Here is an 18,425-nt window from a genome sequence, read left to right as displayed (position 1 = left end):
AATGTTTAAATTATAGTGAAAAAGAAATGTCTGGTCTCAATCTCTGATTGGGCAGATGCTGTTTTTAATACCGAAACTACCCCAAAAGAGGTAGTTTCTGATACTAAAATTTATTCTCTGTTTTTAACCAATACCCAGCCTGAGTATTTTGTTTCAGTATTGTCTTTATTGTTTTCGTTCCATGAAATGGTGTACCAGTACGTTCCTGTAAGAATTTTTTTACCGGAAGCAGTTCCGTCCCATGTGAAGTTTCTCATCTTTCCGGCTTCATACAATTTATTACCATATCTGTCGTAGACGATAAATATCAGATTTTTCTTGTAAGCCAGCGCTGAATAATCAATGACATCATTTACATTATCCCCGTTTGGAGTGATGGCATTAATCAGATTAGGAACGGTGATCTGAACTTCAACAGGGGTACAGTTATAGAAATCTTTTATATATACTCTTACTTCTCCTCTTGCTAACCCTGTGAATATATTGCCCTGCTGCCAATTAACTCCGTCCACAGAGTATTGATATGGAGGCGTTCCTCCTGCTGCATTTACAGTAATAGTGTTGTTGTCAATATCAATGCTGGAGATCACAGGATTTGCAGAGGCTTTTACATTGACAGTCTGTGTAGTGATGCAGTTGCCGGTTTTCAGTTTTACCCAATAAGTGCCAACCCCTACATCTTTAATAGATGAGGTAGTTGCTCCCGTACTCCATTCATAACCGTCAAATCCCGGTCCTGCATCCAAATCTGTTTTTTCTCCAATACAAATGGTTTTGTCTTTTAAAACAGAAGATGTTACAGGTGGTAATACCATAAGATTGATTTTAGCAATATTGAAGCATCCGTTAGCATCTGTTACTTTTGCATACACTACAGTACTTGTGGATAAATACTGAAGTGGATTCATGATTTCATTGATGCCGTCTAATGCATTAGCGATGGATGTGTAGTATTTTTTGGCTGTGCCGGTTCCTAAAGTAGTAACATCTGCGGTTGTCAAATTAAAAATAGCACTTGTGATATTATTTTCAATAAAACATGATCTTAGAGTGGCTTCCTTCACAGGAGTGTCGGGATAGAATGCCAATGTAATTTTTGCTGAACCTGTACATCCCTGAGGAGTGGTTACTTTTACATAAACAACTCCGGGGGCGGATATGTAATTGTTAGGATTTTGAATCTCATTCGTATCTGCATTGAGGTCTGCTAACGTTTTATAATATTTTTTACTAACCCCAGGAACATTTGTGACAGCTGCTGTATTCAGGTTGAAGGCTGCTGTTCCGGCTTTATTATTATTGCATACAGTAATCGTTTTATCTTCCGCTTTAAAAGGAGCAAGAACCAATAAAACTTTACCATCCGGGTTGTCGCAGAGCAAGCCTGCATTATCTTTAATAACAACTGTTACTGTTGAGTTGGCGTTAAACTGATAATTGGCGGGATTAGCAATGGGTGTAGAGCTTCCGAATGGATAATAAGTAAATGTATAATTGGAAGGGTTGCTTACAAATTGCGAATTGAAAGTAGTAAGGTTTACAGATCCGTATCCTGTAGCAGGATTAGGGCAGAATGACTGTGTTGCTGAATTCTGCAAAATAGGAACTTTATCCGTATAAATTTTTACATTTTTAATGGAATGTCTTGATCTTGCTCCCCCTGTAGACGCTGAAAAGCCAAAATAGCCTACAGTCATTGCGGCAGCTGTGCCTGAAGGTGCAAAAGACTGATTACAAATTACATTACCGTCTATTGTTATTTTTATAATCCAGCTGGTGGGAGCTGCAGGGTCTACCTGTGCTGTTACTTCCACATGTTTAAAAGTTGTTCCCTGAAAAGGTTGTGTAGTATTCAGATCCGGTGAATGGAAAGAACTTCCGGGTATATTGAAGAATTCAACGTTGTTGGTGTCAGTGGTATTTTGAACCTGTCCGTAAGCAACATGAACTTTACTCATGGTAGCTGTTGTGGTATTATTGTAAGTATCAAGCCCTACTACAAGTCCTACTGCATTCTGAGAAACACCAAGGCCGGAACCTAACACGCTGGCAACAGGCGGATTGGCAAGATACCAGAAGGCAATTCCATCTCCGTTGGAGGTTTGGTTGGAATCCATTCTGAAATCAAATTCTACTCTCCATTTGTCGCAATATTTTAGATTGATAGGATCATTCAGCCTTATGGAACCGGATTGGTTGTTGGTGTCCGGGGTTAGCTGAATAAAATCTGTATTTACCTGAGTAGGTGAAACCATTGTCCATCCAGTAGTGTTCACTGGATTTCCGATAAGCTGATAAGTCTGGGAAAAGGACTTCCCGGCTATACAGAGTAAAAAAACAGATAAATACAATAATAGATTTTTATTCATTTATAATGGGACTTAGATTAATATGTAAAGATATTAAATCCCAATTAAATAATATGTATTTAATGTTAATTTCGCTTAAATTTTAATAATATTTTAAAAAAATACTGCTTATTGTGATATAATGGTGAATATTATAGTAGCTAATACGTATTTGCATTAATTAAATTAAAATAAGGAATTGTTATCCAAACCCTCAAAATACGTATCAATTTCAAGATCCGGAGAGCTGGCTGCTGCAACGGCTAATTTGTCACAAAGCTCGTTTTCAAAGTGCCCGGCATGACCTTTTACCCAATGCATTGTTGGGTTGTGTTTGTTGTAGAGTTCAATGAATTTTTTCCAGAGATCAGGGTTCTTTACATTTTTCCATCCTCTTTTGATCCATCCCGCAATCCAGTTTTGGTTAATGGCATCGGATACGTATTTACTGTCTGTATATACATGGATGTCATTTTCTGTAGATTTCAGTTTTTCCAATGCGGTGATAACAGCCAGAAGTTCCATTCTGTTGTTGGTTGTTTTTCTAAAACCTTTGGAAAATGTTTTCTGATAATTTTTTTCAGGAACGCGCATAAGAATTCCATATCCGCCTTTTCCGGGGTTTCCGCTGCAAGCTCCGTCCGTATAAATTTCGATTCTCAAATCTGCTTTTTAAAAATTGATGTATTGACCGTACAATTAAACTGAATTGATTCTTTACCTAAAAAGGAAAGTCATCGTCATCATCAAAGTCATTCATTGATGAACCGGAAAGTTTTGAGCTGTCCGGAAGGTCAAATGCTGCTCCTGGCTGAATTGTTGTTTTGATCTTGTCGAAGCCGCTTGGTTCTCCGAAGTTGGAAGGATATCCGCCTCCGGCACCACCATCAAATGCAGCTTCAATATCACCGAATTTTGCAAAATGTTTTAAGAATGATAATCGGACATCTGCCGTAGCACCATTTCTGTGTTTTGCAATAATCAGTTCGGCCTGGTTTTCTGTAGAAGTTTCCTGGCCTTCCTCATCATTATCCCAAACGGTAATTTTGTAATACTCAGGTCTGAAGATGAAAGATACAATATCCGCATCCTGCTCAATTGCTCCGGATTCTCTCAGATCTGAAAGCTGAGGTCTTTTTCCGGGACGGGCTTCCACACTTCTTGAAAGCTGGGAAAGAGCAATTACCGGTACGTTAAGTTCTTTTGCAATCGCTTTTAATGAACGTGAAATCATGGAAATTTCCTGTTCACGATTTCCAACGCCTTTTCCACCGCCGCCGGCTGTCATCAGCTGAAGGTAGTCAACCATGATAAGTCTTACACCGTGCTGCATTACCAGTCTTCGGCATTTGGCACGGAAGTCGAATATGGAAAGGGAAGGGGTTTCGTCAATATATAAAGGAGCATTTTCCAGTTCAGATACATTGGAAAATAGTCTCTGCCATTCTTCATCGTCCAGAGTTCCTTTTCTTAGTTTCTCTGAAGAAATTCTTGTTTCAGAAGCAATCATTCTGGTGATCAGCTGTACTGATGCCATCTCGAGAGAGAATAAAGCCATAGGGATTTTGTGGCCTACTGCAATATTTCTTGCCATGGAAAGAAGGAAGGCAGTTTTACCCATTGCCGGACGGGCTGCAATAATAATGAGGTCAGAATTCTGCCATCCACCCGTTTCCTTATCTACATCTCTGAATCCTGAAGGAACTCCGGAAAGTCCCTGTTTGTCTTTTAAAGATTTAATTGTATCAATGGCTTGTTTTACCAATGAGTTGGCGGTATCGAATCCTTTTTTGATTGTTCCGTTGGTAATCTCGAAGAAAGACTGTTCTGCCTTATCCAGAAGTTCGAAAACATCTGTTGATTCTTTGTAGGAAGAATCAATAACATTAGCAGAAACATTAATAAGGCTTCTTAAAATGTATTTTTCAAGAATAACGCGTACGTGATATTCGATATGGGCAGATGAACTTACTCCCATGGTAAGGTCAATAATGTAATGATCGCCACCTGCCTGGCTCAGTTTGTCTTCTTTTTTTAACTCCTGAATAATCGTCATTAAGTCTACCGGGTGGTTGCCTTCATACAATTTCAGGATAGTAGAAAAGATGACCTGATGTCTGGGATCATAAAATACCTCCGGGGTAAGAAGGTCAATGGAGTGGTCAAGACCTTTTTTATCAATCAAAAAAGTTCCGATAACCAGTCTTTCAAAATCCACTGCATTGGGAGGCATTTTTCCATCCGCAATAGACAATTCTTTTGCAAAGTTTCCGTGTGTCAGGGATGATAATGTTTCTTTCTGCGCCATGGTGCAAAGATAGTTTATTTAAAAAAAAATAAAAAAATAGTATTCAACAAATTATTAGCAGTCTTTCGTAAAATGCTGTAAGCAGGAGGTTGCTATTGTTGATAAAAAAAATCACCTCAGTCTGAGGTGATTTTTCAACAAGATGAAGTAAAAACTTATTCTTTATTCTTTACCAATACCCATCCTGAATATTTGGTTTCGGTACTGTTTTTATTGTTTTCGTTCCAGGAGATCGTGTACCAGTAAGTTCCGGTTGGAATTTTCTTACCAAAAGCAGTTCCGTCCCAAGAGAAGTTATTGAATTTCTTCGCTTCATGAAGTTTGTTTCCATACCTGTCATATACAATGAAGATAAGGTTTTTCTTGTAGGCTAATGCAGAATAGTCAATAACATCATTTACGTTATCTCCGTTCGGAGTAATGGCGTTGATAAGATTAGGAACTGTCACGGTTACCTGGATAGGCGTACAGTTGTAAGTGTCTTTTACATATATTGTATTTTCTCCTCGGGGAAGGCCTGTGAAAACGTTGGAATCCTGCCAGTTAACACCGTCTACAGAAAATTTGTAAGGAGGAACGCCTCCTGTAGCTGTTACGGTGATATTGTTATTGGTAATTTCAATTCCTGAAACTACTGGCTGAAGGCTTGCGTGTACACGTACTTCCTGAAGTGTGAAACATTTTCCGGTCTGAAGTTTTACCCAATAAACCCCAACTCCTACGTTGCTGATAGATTGTGTTGTTTCACCAGTGCTCCATTCATAGCTTACAAATCCAGGTCCTGCATCCAAAGTTGTTTTGGCTTCAGCACAAATTGTTTTGTCTTTTAATACTGCTGATTTTACAGGAGGTAATACTATAAGCTCTATTTTGGCAATAGAATAACACTGTTTGTCATTATCTACTCTTGCATATACTGTTTTGCTTTCCGAAAGATAATTGAATGCTGCTGTTATAGGATTGGTCTGTGCTTTAGCATCCGCTACCGTTGTGTAATACTTAATAATAGTTCCGGTAGGTGTGGGAACAGCTACACCGATATCTGCTTTGGAAAGATCGAATGTTGAACGCATAACATCGTTGTCGATATAGCAGTTTTGGAGTACAGCATCTTTTAGCACAACAGCTGGATAGAATAATAGTCTGATGGTAGTAGTTGCAATACATCCGAAAGAAGAAATTACTTTTACATAGATTGTAGATTCGGCAGAAACATAGTTGGCGGGATCTGTAATTTCATTAATATCCGCATTCATATCCGCCGCCGTTGCATAATATTTAATCGTTGCTCCGGTTCCTCCAAATACATTGGCTGTTGTTAAATTATACTTTGCAGTACCAGCTCCGTTGTTGTTACAGGAGTATAGAGTTGCCGAATTGGCGGAGATCCCCACATTGATAAACTTGAATTTACCTGTTATAAAGCATCCATTGATAGGGTTGTTCGGATTGCTGGGATCCTGGTATACAATTCTGTAATAATATGTTGTGGTTCCGTCTACAGTAGTTACTGTAAGAGGGTTCTGTCCTGTAAGAGCATCGTTGGTGGTTTTGTGATAAGTAACCTTGAAGTTCGGGCTGTTACCATTAATAATAGCTGCAGATAATGTTGTAAAATCAAACTGGGTAGGCAACGCACAAACCATTACCTGATTAGGGTCATTAGGTGTAGCTCCCGGAATACCCGGCGCGATAAATGGGTTGGGGGAAAGAACGGGATCGTTAAATGCAGAACTTAAGCTTGCAGTTCCTGACCATTCTAAAGAAAAACCATTAACGGATCTACTGAAATTGTCAATAACCAGATAATAGGTCTGTCCCATTAATACATCCATGTAAGGACTCCATTTTCCATTGTTCATACTGGATGTAACACCGGGAGGATTGGTAGGAAATACTGCGGGCGGAGCAAGAGTAAGATCCAGACCTGTATCTCCTGCAGTACCACTATAGTTACATCTTATAGGCTGTATGAAAACGTGATCCGCATTCTGTAAGGAAGCACAGCCGTTTGCCGTTGGTCCGTAAACTGCAAAATCATAGTCATCACCCTGATCGTTTGGTTTTATTTTAAATGCCAGCGTTCCTGGTGTGGATACAGTGAAAGTATACCAAACTGTATATCTTTCATTGGTGCTGAGGCATCCTCCGTTTTGGTTAAGAATCTCTATAATATTCCCCGGGCCTGAAGGGGTGTATGAAATGTCAGAATTACCACAGATGGGAATTGCTGTGACACAGTCTGACTGTGAAAACACCATTTGTGTTATCAATAAAATAAAAAGAAGTAATATTTTTTTCATTGTTAAAACTTTTTTGTTAAACAAACTTGAAATCAATAAATTTTTATCATTCTTTGTAAAAGAAAAAGCCGCCAAAGCGGCTTTTTATATTATAAGGTGTTTTATTCTCTGTTTTTTACAACAATCCATCCTGAAAACTTGAAAGGAGTGTTCTTCTTGTCATTTTCGTTCCATGTTACAGAATACCAGTAAGTACCTGTAGGAATATTCTTGCCGGCAATTCTACCATCCCATTTGTAACCGTTGGATTTATCTCCCTGGTGGATTTTTGTTCCGTATCTGTCAAAGATACTTAAAATAAGGTTCTGTTTATCTGCCATAGCAGAATAATCTACTACATCATTCACGCCATCTCCGTTGGGAGTAATCATATTGATAAGGTTAGGAACTACTACGTTCACTTCAATAGGTTCGCAGTCATAAGCATCTTTTACATACACTTTGTAAGTTCCTCTTGCTACATTGGAGAATACATTAGACGGCTGCCATAAAATTTTATCCATAGAATACTGATAATCCGGAGTTCCTCCAATAACATTGATTGTTAATGTAGTGTTGTTAATATCGATGTTTGTTACTACCGGCTGTTCAGAAGGATAAACTGTTACCTTTTGAGTGGCAACACATTCTCCTGTTTTTAATTTTACCCAGTAAATACCTACACCTACATCTTTGATAGACTGTGTTGTAGCTCCTGTGCTCCATTCATAGCTTTTGAATCCGGGTCCCGCATCTAAAGTTGTAGTGTCTTCTATACAGATAATTTTGTCTTTCAATACATTAGATGTTACCGGGGCAATTACTGTTAAACCAATTTTCACTACTACATAACATCCTCTGGTGTCAGATACTCTTACGTATACCAAACCGCTTGGTGCAATATAATTAGCGTTTAAAATTTCATTGGTTCCATCAATTGCATCGGTCAGTGAAGGGAAGTATTTTTTAGTAATACCTGCCTGTGGAGTGATTACAGCAGCATTATCAAGGTTGAATAAAGCTGTGGAAGGATTTGCCTCAATAAAGCATGATCTTAATTCTGCATCTTTTGCAATGATTTGCGGGTAGAACTTAAGGGTAATTTCTGCAATATCACTACATCCGAAAACAGAGGTTACCTTTGCATATATTTTACCTTCTGCAGAAACAAACTGATAGATGTTGGTAATCTCATTAATTGAGTTATTCAGATCGTATAAAGTATGATAATATTTTTTAGTCGCGGTTGGATCAGCAAAAACAGCGGCAGTTGTTAGATCATAAGTTGCGGTACCTGCATTGTTATTATTACAGCTTGTTAGCGTTACATTGGTAGCCTTGATGGTGCCATCTTTAAATTTAAATTTACCCGTCTGTCTGCATTTATTAACAGGGCTGTTCGGGTTAGTAGGATCAGTATAATTGATGCTATAGAAATAAACGCCAACAGGAGTAACAGTTTGTGGGCCAACAAGAGGGTTGTTACCGGTTAAGGCATCATTTTGACTGGTGTGGTAGCTGATGCTGAAATTAGGGTTACCATTAAGAATTCCTGCTGATAACGATGCGAAATCAAAAGTCGCCGGATTTGAACATACCACTACTTCTCTTGGGTCAGTAGGATTAGCTCCTGGAATTCCCGGTGGAACGAATGGATAAGGCTGAATATTCGGATCAGTGAACGGAGATGATAAAGTAGCTGTACCACCCCATGATAATTTGAATCCGTTAGCTGTCTCTCTGTGGTTGTTTACAATAATATAGTAAGTCTGGCCAGGCAATACGTCAAGATATTTTACCCATTTGTCCCCTGTAGCGTCCTCACTAAGATCTGTAGCGGTCATATTAAGACCAGTGTTTCCACTTTGTCCGGAATATGAACAACGTATTGGAGCTCCCAGGTTTCCGCAAGATTTGTTTGGTCCGTATACTCCAAAGTCATAATCATCTCCCTGGTCGTTAGGGATGATTTCAAAGGTAAGAGTTCCACCTGTAGCAACGGTAAAAGAATACCATACGGAGAACTTTTCGTCAGAAGTTAAACATCCGCCGAGGTCTTCCGCAATGTCTCCATGGCCGTTGGGAGTATAGGATATATCAGTGTTGCCGCACACCGCCATTGCAGTGCCGCAATCTGATTGAGCAAATAAAATATGTGAAAATATGATTAAGAAAACAAGTAATGTTTTTTTCATGAGAATTAATTTTAAAAACAAATAGTAAAAGTGTTTAGTTACAAAAAATGCTGTTTTTTATCTGATATAAAGTAATGTTTCTCTAAACATTCGATGGATTTTTAAGTCTTTCATATCAAAAAAACTGATCGTCCCGATTTGATCAGGAGATCATGCATATTCTTACTGTTAATTTGTTCCGATCAGCTGTCTTCCCCAATTAGGTGAAGCGGATGAGGGGTCTGATGTTTCAAATTCTTTGGCTGCTTTTTTATAGAACTTTATAGCCTCCGTCTTGTTTCCTTGTTTTTCAGCTATTTCAGCCTTTAAAAAAGAAAGTCTGGGATTGTTCTTTAAAGTAGTTTCCGCTTTGGCCATAAAGCCTGTAGCTGTTTTTAATTCCTTTTGAGGGTCTGCAGCTGTTTTTATTCTTATTTTCTGAAAATGAATAAGAGCAAGGAGAATATTTACCTCCCCATTATTCTTTTCAGAAGCAAGGGCCTGCATGGCCAGTTTTCTTGCAGATTCATTAGGCTCTCCAAGAGGACTGTTCGGGCTGTTCTTTAAAAGGAAATTGGTCTTAAGATACAATGTTGCTGCAGCGTAGTAATTAGCCTGCCATTTTTCTGAAGTTTTAGCTTCTGAAAACTTAGAAAAAAGCATATTGTAGTCGTTTTCTGTTGTAGCATTATTGAGCTGCAAAACAGATTGTTGTAGGGTTTGATCTGAAAAAAATTGAGCATTTATCAGAGAACCTGTCATGAGAAAGCTCAAAATTAGTAAAAGTTTAGTCATAGGGGGATATTTTATGAAGCAAATATAAAAAATTATTAACGTTAAATTAAAGATTTTGAGATATATTTAACGAAAGTAATGTGTTGGTTTTAAATATTGTATTTTATTGTTTGGGTTAGATTATATGGAGATCGTAAAGATATTGGTGGTTTTGATAAATATTTGAGATTGAATTCTTTTATAAATTTTTAAAAAACAGGTATAAAATAAAAATCAGAATAGAAAACGTTCTATTCTGATTTTAAGTATTTCGGATTCTTGTTTTTTTGACGTCAGATTTTAAATGGTCTGATAAACAATAAATTAATATTGCATCTTTCTCAATTTAGGATTGGTACTTCCCACCAGCAGGGCAATTAAAACAGTCATACAGCCGCCAAATACCACAGAGCGCACAACACCAAGTAATTTGGCCATAAGTCCACTTTCAAACTGTCCCATTTCATTGCTGGACATGATGAAAATTGAATTCACACTCAGAACACGACCTCTGATGTGATCCGGTGTTTTTAACTGTACAATGGTACCTCGGATAACCACAGAAATTCCATCCAGCATTCCGCTCATCACCAGGAACATAAAAGACAGCCAATATAATTTTGATAAACCGAATCCAATGATACATAGCCCGAATCCTGTAACAACAGCAAGAAGTATTTTTCCCTGATTTTTTCGGAGAGGAACAATAGATAAAATAGTAATAATACACATGGAACCAATATCCGAAGCTGCATTCAGTAAGCCGAAACCTTCAGCTCCTGAATTCAGGATGTCTGTTGCAAATACGGGGATCATAGCTACTGCTCCGCCAAAAAGTACGGCAAACATATCAAGACATAAAGCACCCAGAATCTCCTTGGTTTTAAAAATATAAGAAATTCCTTCGCGCATGCTTTCTGCTACATTTACTGTTTCCTTTTTGTATTCTGAATACTGTTTGTGAAGCTGCCAGAAAAATAATGAAGCAACCAATATGAGTGCTAAAATAGCAACCAGTGTCCATTTTACACCGATAAATCCAATAAGAACACCTCCAATAGCATGTCCGCAAACAGAAGAAATCAGGAAAGTGGCCTGGTTCAGGGTTACGGCATTGGGAAGATTCTCTTTCTTTACGATTTTAGGTATCATGGAAGGAACAATGGGACCGATAAAGGCTCTTGCTATCCCGGTGAAAAAGATAACCCCATAAATATAATAGGTAATCTGATGACCTGTAAAGTGCATTTCCACATCCAGGAATGCAGGAATCAGCAGAAGTCCGATCAGAAAAATATAGGCATAATTACAAATAAGAAGCAGTCTCTTTTTTTCATTCATATCAATAACATGTCCGGCATACAGCGCACAGCTTACAGCAGGAATCACCTCTGAAAGTCCGATAAGGCCTATTGAAAAAGGATCTTTTGTTAATTGATACACCCACCATCCTAATAAAGTAGCGAGCATTCGGAAGGCTAAAACAATAAAAAATCTCCCGCTAAGAAGATTTCTGAACTCAACATTTTGTAATGTTTGTAACGGGGTAAAGGAAATCATGAACAAAAATAGCCCTAAAAATTTATTTAGGGCTATTCATATGACAATTTTTGAAAGATATATTAAATAAGTCTCAAAAGATAAAATCTATTTTAGTCAGCTCTGGAAGAACTTAATACGATGGCAGCAACACCTGCTGCTCCGATAATGGTAGCACCTGCCGCAATTCTTGCTTTTCTTCTGTCTTTTACGGCAGCTACATTTGCTTTAGGAATAATCACTTCTGTACTGTCTTTTTTACCGGCTGTACCTACAAGATTTTCGCCAACAACGTTTCTGAATAAGATCGTCTGCTTCGGAGAGCCGTCTCTCATTGTAACTTTGTATATTTTTCCGGCTTCAAGATTAGAGTAATTATTTTTTGAAATATCTTCGCTGTATTTTGTAGTAGCACAAGATGTAATAACAAATAAAGATGTTAGTAAAGATGATTTCAACAGTACAGATGCTTTCATTATTTTCTTTTAGTTTTTCAAATTTATAATTTTTTTTGAATATACGTTTTTGGAATTGAAAAAATATGATTAAATTTTATAAATTTCCAATAGATCTGCAATCTTTCTGTCATTAGCCAATCTTGGGGTCTTATTTTGCCCCCCTAATTTTCCCTGGGATTTTGCATATTCATGAAAGGCATTTTTTTTAAGTCTGGTGATTTGCAGTTTTTGTAAAATATTTCCCGAAATCAAATCATCATAGTAAGTATTCTTTGCCCGAAGCTGCAGATCCAGTTCATCCCTGAAAGTTTCGAAGTTTTCAGGTTCTTTTTCAAATTCTATCAGCCATTCGTGATAGGGAAGTCCTTCAGCCGGATTCACCTGCGGAGCGAGATGGAATTCCGTAATCTGTGCAGGATGTTTTTCAAGCGCAGCTTTCATTGCTTCTTCCACTTCAATAGCAATCACATGCTCACCAAATGCAGAGGTAAAATGTTTGGTTCTCCCGCTCACCAAAACCCTGTACGGATCTTTACTGATAAATCTTACAACATCTCCTATAGAATAAGCCCACAATCCGGAATTGGTCGTAAGAATCAATGCATAATCTTTATGAAGCTCAATTTCTTTTAACGTCAATCTTCTTGCTCCAGGCTTGCCATATTCTTCCAAAGGTATGAATTCGTAGAAAATTCCATGATTGGTCAATAGCAGCAGTCCTTCTTTGGTGTAATCATCCTGAAAAGCAAAAAAACCTTCAGAAGCAGGGAAAGTCTGAACAATGTCTACTTTGCCTCCCAATAACTCTTCCATTTTATCACGATAAGGTTCATAGTTGACTCCTCCTGTTACAATAAGCTGAAGATTTGGGAAAAGCTGTTTGATCTTTTTACCGTGTTTTTCTGTTAACTTTTCAAAATACATGATCAGCCATGGTGGAATTCCTGAGATGAGTGTCATGTTTTCATGTTCCGTTTCCTTTATGATTTTGTCTACTTTCGCTTCCCAGTCTTCCATAATATTGGTTTTCCAGCTTGGCAGACGGTTTTTCTGAAGGTAATTAGGAATATGATGCGCTACAATACCAGACAGTCTTCCTGTTTTTATTCCAAATACTTCTTCCAGTTCCGGGCTTCCCTGAAGGAAAATCATTTTTCCGTTTACAAAATCAGCGTTATTCTTTTTGCTGATATAATGAAATAATGCACTTTGGGCTCCGGCAATCTGAAATGGCATTCCTTCTTTGGAAATCGGAATGTACTTAGATCCGGAAGTCGTTCCCGAAGTTTTGGCAAAATATTCCGGAGTTTCCGTCCATAAAATATTGGACTGTCCCTTTTTTACCCTTTCAATATAAGGTTTCAGATCTTCATAATCGGCTACAGGAACTCTGTCCTGAAAATCCTTTACAGAATGAATGTTTTCAAAATCATGTTCCCGTCCAAAAAGTGTTTTTTGAGCTGTATTCACCAGAGAAATTAATAAGTCTTCCTGGTTTTTTTCAGCATTTTTTTTGAAATCCTCCGCTTTCTGAACATGTCTCTTTGCCCAAATCAGCGCTGCATTTTTCTTGAAGAAGTTTAACATGGGTCAAATTTATAAATAAGTAAAGAATCTTGAATCATTTTTTACGAAGCTTCACATAAAAAAACCGATGGAACGTGTTCCACCGGTTTTTCGAAATTTGATTATGAAAATAACAACTATATGTTAATGTTATGCTTATTTATTTTCTTTGTACCTTTTATCAGGAGTACCGTCTTTTTTCAGGTGTTTGTTTTCTTTATATCTCTTATCCGGAGTGCCGTCTTTTTTCATTTTGGCAGCCGGTTGTGCAGGCTTCACTGCTTTTGCATCCATTGCAGGTTTTGCAGCTTTCACTTCAGCTGGTTTCGCAGCTTTTGCTGTAGTTGCTTTTACAGGCGGATGTGCAGTAGCACCTGTAGCGGGAGCAGTCTGCTGAGCAGTGGCAAGTCCTAATCCCAGGATCAAAGACATTGCAGATAAGAATTTTTTCATAAGAATTATTGTTTGTTTTTTGTTAAATAAAGATATACAAAAAGCAGGCTACAAAAACAGTATTTTCAAACTTAACTAAAGTTTATTACAGCTTAAAAAAAAATTAAAACACTTCATTTACAATGAAAAAGCCCGTCTCCATTTCCGGAAACAGGCTTGCATAATATATAAATAGACATGGCTAGCGCGTACAGTTGGCTGTCCACGTTTTGCCATCTTTGACATACAGGATTTTTAGAACATTATTGTCAATTCTGATATAAGAGGTTGCTGTAGAACCAATCATCACCAGAGTATGATCTCCTTCCTGATTAAACTCTATTCCGTTAAGATTCGGAATGCTGTTGGAGAAAGCGAAATTATATTTGGTGCCGCTGGCGATCTTCGTTACAAATACACTTCCATTGTCTGTGCTGATATTGGTAGAGCCTCCATCATTATAAGAGACTTTTCCTTTGTAGGTTCCGGCGAAAAATTCATTGTTGACAGGGTCGTCATCTTTGCTGCACGACGAAAAAGATAATGCTGTGAATAATAACAGCATCATAACTCCTAAGATTTTAATTGCTTTTTTCATAATACTATTCTTAATGTTTGGTTAGGCTGGAAGTCCCAAACACTATGCCATGGGGAGAAAGTTGATTTTTTTTAACAGGTTATTAGATAAAATTGTAAAAAATTAAGATTTATGAAGATAAGTCCTTCATTTTAAACCTTCGGTCTTTCTGTTTTTCTGAGGAAGAGAAAAAATATCCGTACCTTTGTATACCATCAACGGTTTCGGAAAACTCCCGAAATCGCTTTTTTCGTTTATACCATTACTATTTATGCAGTTAAAATCCATCAATGAAAAGTTCCTTCCAGACCTTATGCAGAAAGAGTTTGGGAAAGAAATTTTTACCCAGTTAGAAAACAGTCAGCATATTGCTGTAAAAGGAAGCGCCGGATCTTCGGTTTCTATTTTTGTGGCTGAGCTTTTTTTGGCCCACAAGAAGAATATTCTTTATCTGGTAGATGATAAGGAAGATGCCTTGTATGCCAATACTGAGATGGAAGATCTTTTGGGCAAGGATAAGGTGCTGTATTTTCCGGCAACCCATCTTGAACCTTATCAGGTAGAAAAGACTCAGAATGCCAATCTGGTTTTAAGGACTGAGGTTCTTAATAAAATCAATTCCGGGAGATCTCCGAAAGTTATTGTGGCTTACGCCGGAGCTTTATCTGAAAAGGTTTTGAAAAAGGAAGATTTTAAAGCAATTTCCCATCATATTAAAGTAGGAGACCAGCTGGATTTTGATTTTGTGGATGAACTGCTTAATCATTATCATTTCCAGCAGGCTGATTTTGTTTCTGAACCGGGAGAATTTTCTGTGAGAGGAGGAATTGTGGATGTGTTTTCCTATTCACATGAAAAACCGTACAGAATTACGTTCTTCGGTAATGAAGTGGAAAGTATCAAAACCTTTGATATCGAAACACAGCTTTCGGTAGATAAAGTAAAGGATTTCCAGTTGGTTTCCAATATGAACTTTTCAGTAACGGGAACCAGGGTTTCTCTGTTGCAGCTATTGCCTACGGAAAGTTTTGTGGTTTCTAAAAACGGAATGGTAGGAATGCAGAAGATCCGGACGTTCTATGAAAGATCTTTGGAAAAATATGATACATTAAGTAAAGACATTGCCCACAGGACTCCGCAGGAGCTTTTTATTTCTGATCAGGAGTTTCTGTTTGACTATAAAAAATTCAAAACAATTGATTTTGGAGGAATGATCATTGAAGGACTGAAAGAAGTAGCTGAAGTAAAAATGGAGCAGCTTCCACAGCCTTCTTTTCATAAAAACTTCGAATTGTTGATTGAAGATATCGAAGAAAAACAGAACAGCGGATTTGATACCTGGATTTCCTTTTCAACAGAAAAACAGAAAGAAAGGCTGGAATCCATCTTTGAAGAGCTTCAACATGAGCTTCCATTTAAAAGTTTTAAGTCTGAACTTCATGAAGGATTTGTAGATAACGGACACAAGTTACTGGTTTACACGGATCATCAGATATTTGACCGTTACCAGAGATATAAAGCTAAAAATACCTTTGCAAAATCTGAACAACTCACCCTGAAAGACCTGATGTCTCTGAAAATAGGAGACTATATTGCCCATATTGATCATGGAATCGGGAAGTTTATGGGATTGGTGAAAGTGAATAATGACGGAAAGATCCAGGAATGTTTCAAACTTACCTATAAAAATGGAGATTTATTATATGTAAGTATTCACTCTCTGCATAAAATATCGAAATACAATGGACCGGATGGAAGAGAAATTGTTCTGAGTAAACTTGGGTCTCCAACATGGAAATCTTTAAAACAGAAGACAAAAGCGAAGGTTAAGCAGATTGCTTTTGACCTGATTCAACTGTATGCCCAGAGGAAAACGGCTAAAGGCTTTGCTTTTACTCCGGATTCCTACCTGCAGAACGAGCTGGAAGCCAGCTTTATTTATGAAGATACGCCGGATCAGGAAAAGGCTACCGTAGATGTAAAGAAAGATATGGAAGCTGATACGGTGATGGACAGGCTTGTCTGTGGTGACGTAGGTTTCGGTAAAACGGAAGTTGCGATCAGAGCTGCATTTAAAGCCGCTACAGATGGTAAGCAGGTTGCAGTATTGGTTCCAACCACTATTCTTGCCTTTCAGCATTACAGAAGTTTTAAAGAAAGACTTAAAGATTTTCCGGTGAATGTTGCGTATGTAAACCGATTCAGGACAGCTAAGCAGAAATCGGAGACTTTAGAGGCTTTAAAGAACGGAAAAGTAGATATCATTATAGGAACACATCAGTTGGTAAGCAGTTCAGTAAAATTTAAAGATCTTGGATTGCTGATTATTGATGAAGAACATAAATTCGGGGTTTCAGTAAAAGATAAACTGAAAACTTTGAAAAATAATGTGGATACACTTACCCTTACAGCGACTCCTATTCCGAGGACTTTACAGTTCTCATTAATGGCTGCAAGGGATTTATCCGTTATCAAAACACCGCCGCCAAACAGACAGCCTGTAGATACGCAATTAATAGGATTCAATGAAGAAACCCTTCGCGATGCCGTTTCTTATGAGCTTCAGAGAGATGGTCAGGTATACTTTATCAATAACAGAATTGAAAACCTGAAAGATATTGCAGGACTTATCCAGCGGCTGGTTCCTGATGCGAGAGTGATTACAGGGCATGGGCAAATGGAAGGGAAGCAGCTTGAAAAGAATGTTCTGGATTTTATGGAAGGGAAATATGATGTTCTTGTGTCCACTACCATTGTAGAAAGTGGAGTAGATGTTCCGAATGCCAATACTATTTTTATCAATGATGCACAAAGGTTTGGTATGGCGGATCTGCATCAGATGAGAGGAAGGGTAGGACGTAGTAACAGGAAAGCATTCTGTTATCTGATTACTCCACCTTATGATATGATGACTTCGGATGCCAGAAAACGTCTGGAAGCTATTGAACAGTTTTCAGATCTGGGAAGCGGTTTCCAGATTGCGATGAAAGACCTGGAAATCCGAGGTGCAGGAGATCTTCTGGGTGCTGAGCAGAGTGGGTTCATCAATGAGATGGGGTTTGAAACCTATCAGAAACTAATGCAGGAAGCACTGGAAGAACTAAAAGATGATGCAGATTTTGAAAACCTTTTTGAAAATGAAGAAGACAGGCAGAAGCTTTTTAAATCTGTGAAGGATGTCAATATTGATACTGATTTGGAATTGATGCTGCCGGACTCCTATATTTCCAATACAGAAGAAAGGTTGCTGCTCTATCAGAAAATTGCTGAAATTACTAATGAAGCAGGCCTTCATCAGTTTGAACTGGAACTGATTGACCGTTTTGGGGCACTGCCGAAAGAAGCTGTCAATCTCTTGAAGAGTGTTTCATTGAAGTGGCTTGCTGCTGACATCGGTTTTGAAAAGATAGTCATGAAAAACGGCGTATTTTTAGGGTACTTCCCGGGAAATCCTCAGGATAAGTTTTATCAGACAGATAGATTCCGGCATATTATTAGTTATCTGACCCGGAATCCGGCCGAAGCCCAGCTTAAAGAAAAATCAGGAAAAGAAGGTAATCAGTTGATGATGAGGAAAGAAAGAGTTAAAAATGTAGATGAAGTTAATCTATTGTTGAAAGCAATCATTAATCATGATTAAATTTTTGTTTCATTTATTGGAAGTAGCATTATAAAAATTACTAAAACGCATCAAAAACTTGATTTTTTATGCGTTTTTTTGTGATTATTATCATATTTTTCTTTTGTAGTATTCCCGTTAAAGAGAATTAAGCCTGTTTTCGAGGGCTTGTAATCACTTTGTAATGATAAAAAAAATCTTGTAAAACCCCATACAGCAAGGGGTTGAGGTGTGAGTACCTTTTTTTAATACATGAAAAGTAGAGTTATGTAGAAATAATTCTACTTTTGTGTGTGAATAATTCTATCTTCTAATGTGTTTATTTCTATAGGCTTATAGATTGGTGAC

At 37.8% G+C, this 18,425-nt stretch carries 12 protein-coding genes; 1 reads left to right on the top strand and 11 read right to left on the bottom strand.

Translation table 11 applies throughout. The features are described from left to right. Positions 1 to 110: 110 nt before the first annotated feature. The 11 genes from EK417_RS01975 to EK417_RS01925 all read right to left on the bottom strand — a co-directional run bounded on the left by EK417_RS01975 (position 111) and on the right by EK417_RS01925 (position 14,479). Complete coding sequence (locus tag EK417_RS01975; protein ID WP_136521186.1) at positions 111 to 2,369, bottom strand: FIDD domain-containing protein; 2,259 nt, start codon at positions 2,367 to 2,369, stop codon at positions 111 to 113. A 165-nt stretch (positions 2,370 to 2,534) separates the two neighbouring features. Then, entirely contained in the window at positions 2,535 to 3,011 is a 477-nt protein-coding gene (rnhA, locus tag EK417_RS01970) for a ribonuclease HI (protein ID WP_076595994.1), read from the bottom strand. A 58-nt stretch (positions 3,012 to 3,069) separates the two neighbouring features. Continuing rightward, positions 3,070 to 4,656: a replicative DNA helicase gene (gene dnaB / locus EK417_RS01965; protein ID WP_076595993.1), complete on the bottom strand. Its 1,587-nt coding sequence runs from the start codon at positions 4,654 to 4,656 to the stop codon at positions 3,070 to 3,072. Between the two features lie 155 nt (positions 4,657 to 4,811). After that, the gene (locus EK417_RS01960) at positions 4,812 to 6,959 is read right to left on the bottom strand and encodes an FIDD domain-containing protein (protein WP_228457873.1); all 2,148 of its coding nucleotides are present in this window, start codon (positions 6,957 to 6,959) and stop codon (positions 4,812 to 4,814) included. 101 nt (positions 6,960 to 7,060) lie between these two features. Then, complete coding sequence (locus EK417_RS01955) at positions 7,061 to 9,133, bottom strand: FIDD domain-containing protein (RefSeq protein ID WP_076595991.1); 2,073 nt, start codon at positions 9,131 to 9,133, stop codon at positions 7,061 to 7,063. Positions 9,134 to 9,301: 168 nt separating this feature from the next. Beyond that, on the bottom strand, positions 9,302 to 9,907 hold the full coding sequence (locus tag EK417_RS01950) for a tetratricopeptide repeat protein (RefSeq protein ID WP_136521184.1): 606 nt from the start codon (positions 9,905 to 9,907) through the stop codon (positions 9,302 to 9,304). A 303-nt stretch (positions 9,908 to 10,210) separates the two neighbouring features. After that, positions 10,211 to 11,446 (bottom strand): MFS transporter, encoded by a 1,236-nt coding sequence (locus tag EK417_RS01945; RefSeq protein WP_076595989.1) that lies wholly within the window; start codon positions 11,444 to 11,446, stop codon positions 10,211 to 10,213. Between the two features lie 92 nt (positions 11,447 to 11,538). Then, on the bottom strand, positions 11,539 to 11,901 hold the full coding sequence (locus EK417_RS01940) for a hypothetical protein (protein ID WP_076595988.1): 363 nt from the start codon (positions 11,899 to 11,901) through the stop codon (positions 11,539 to 11,541). Between the two features lie 69 nt (positions 11,902 to 11,970). Continuing rightward, positions 11,971 to 13,470, bottom strand: a complete 1,500-nt coding sequence (locus tag EK417_RS01935) for a GH3 auxin-responsive promoter family protein (protein ID WP_136521183.1) — start codon at positions 13,468 to 13,470, stop codon at positions 11,971 to 11,973. Positions 13,471 to 13,605: 135 nt separating this feature from the next. After that, entirely contained in the window at positions 13,606 to 13,902 is a 297-nt protein-coding gene (locus EK417_RS01930) for a hypothetical protein (RefSeq protein ID WP_076595986.1), read from the bottom strand. Positions 13,903 to 14,083: 181 nt separating this feature from the next. Further along, positions 14,084 to 14,479 (bottom strand): hypothetical protein, encoded by a 396-nt coding sequence (locus tag EK417_RS01925; protein WP_136521182.1) that lies wholly within the window; start codon positions 14,477 to 14,479, stop codon positions 14,084 to 14,086. A 250-nt stretch (positions 14,480 to 14,729) separates the two neighbouring features. Between EK417_RS01925 and mfd the strand changes: the two genes are divergently transcribed. Then, on the top strand, positions 14,730 to 18,098 hold the full coding sequence (mfd, locus tag EK417_RS01920; RefSeq protein WP_136521181.1) for a transcription-repair coupling factor: 3,369 nt from the start codon (positions 14,730 to 14,732) through the stop codon (positions 18,096 to 18,098). The last annotated feature ends 327 nt before the right edge of the window (positions 18,099 to 18,425 follow it).

Source organism: Chryseobacterium candidae, assembly GCF_004916905.1.
GTDB lineage: Bacteria > Bacteroidota > Bacteroidia > Flavobacteriales > Weeksellaceae > Chryseobacterium > Chryseobacterium candidae.
Note: the sequence above shows the minus strand (reverse complement) of the source record. Positions and strands in the feature narration are given on the sequence as shown.

Bases quoted from the DNA above. Each gene is read 5' to 3' on its own strand.
- EK417_RS01975 (WP_136521186.1), bottom strand. From the start codon at position 2,369: ATGAATAAAAATCTATTATTGTATTTATCTGTTTTTTTACTCTGTATA.
- dnaB (WP_076595993.1), bottom strand. From the start codon at position 4,656: ATGGCGCAGAAAGAAACATTATCATCCCTGACACACGGAAACTTTGCA.
- EK417_RS01960 (WP_228457873.1), bottom strand. From the start codon at position 6,959: ATGAAAAAAATATTACTTCTTTTTATTTTATTGATAACACAAATGGTG.
- EK417_RS01955 (WP_076595991.1), bottom strand. From the start codon at position 9,133: ATGAAAAAAACATTACTTGTTTTCTTAATCATATTTTCACATATTTTA.
- EK417_RS01950 (WP_136521184.1), bottom strand. From the start codon at position 9,907: ATGACTAAACTTTTACTAATTTTGAGCTTTCTCATGACAGGTTCTCTG.
- EK417_RS01945 (WP_076595989.1), bottom strand. From the start codon at position 11,446: ATGATTTCCTTTACCCCGTTACAAACATTACAAAATGTTGAGTTCAGA.
- EK417_RS01940 (WP_076595988.1), bottom strand. From the start codon at position 11,901: ATGAAAGCATCTGTACTGTTGAAATCATCTTTACTAACATCTTTATTT.
- EK417_RS01935 (WP_136521183.1), bottom strand. From the start codon at position 13,470: ATGTTAAACTTCTTCAAGAAAAATGCAGCGCTGATTTGGGCAAAGAGA.
- EK417_RS01930 (WP_076595986.1), bottom strand. From the start codon at position 13,902: ATGAAAAAATTCTTATCTGCAATGTCTTTGATCCTGGGATTAGGACTT.
- EK417_RS01925 (WP_136521182.1), bottom strand. From the start codon at position 14,479: ATGAAAAAAGCAATTAAAATCTTAGGAGTTATGATGCTGTTATTATTC.
- mfd (WP_136521181.1), top strand. From the start codon at position 14,730: ATGCAGTTAAAATCCATCAATGAAAAGTTCCTTCCAGACCTTATGCAG.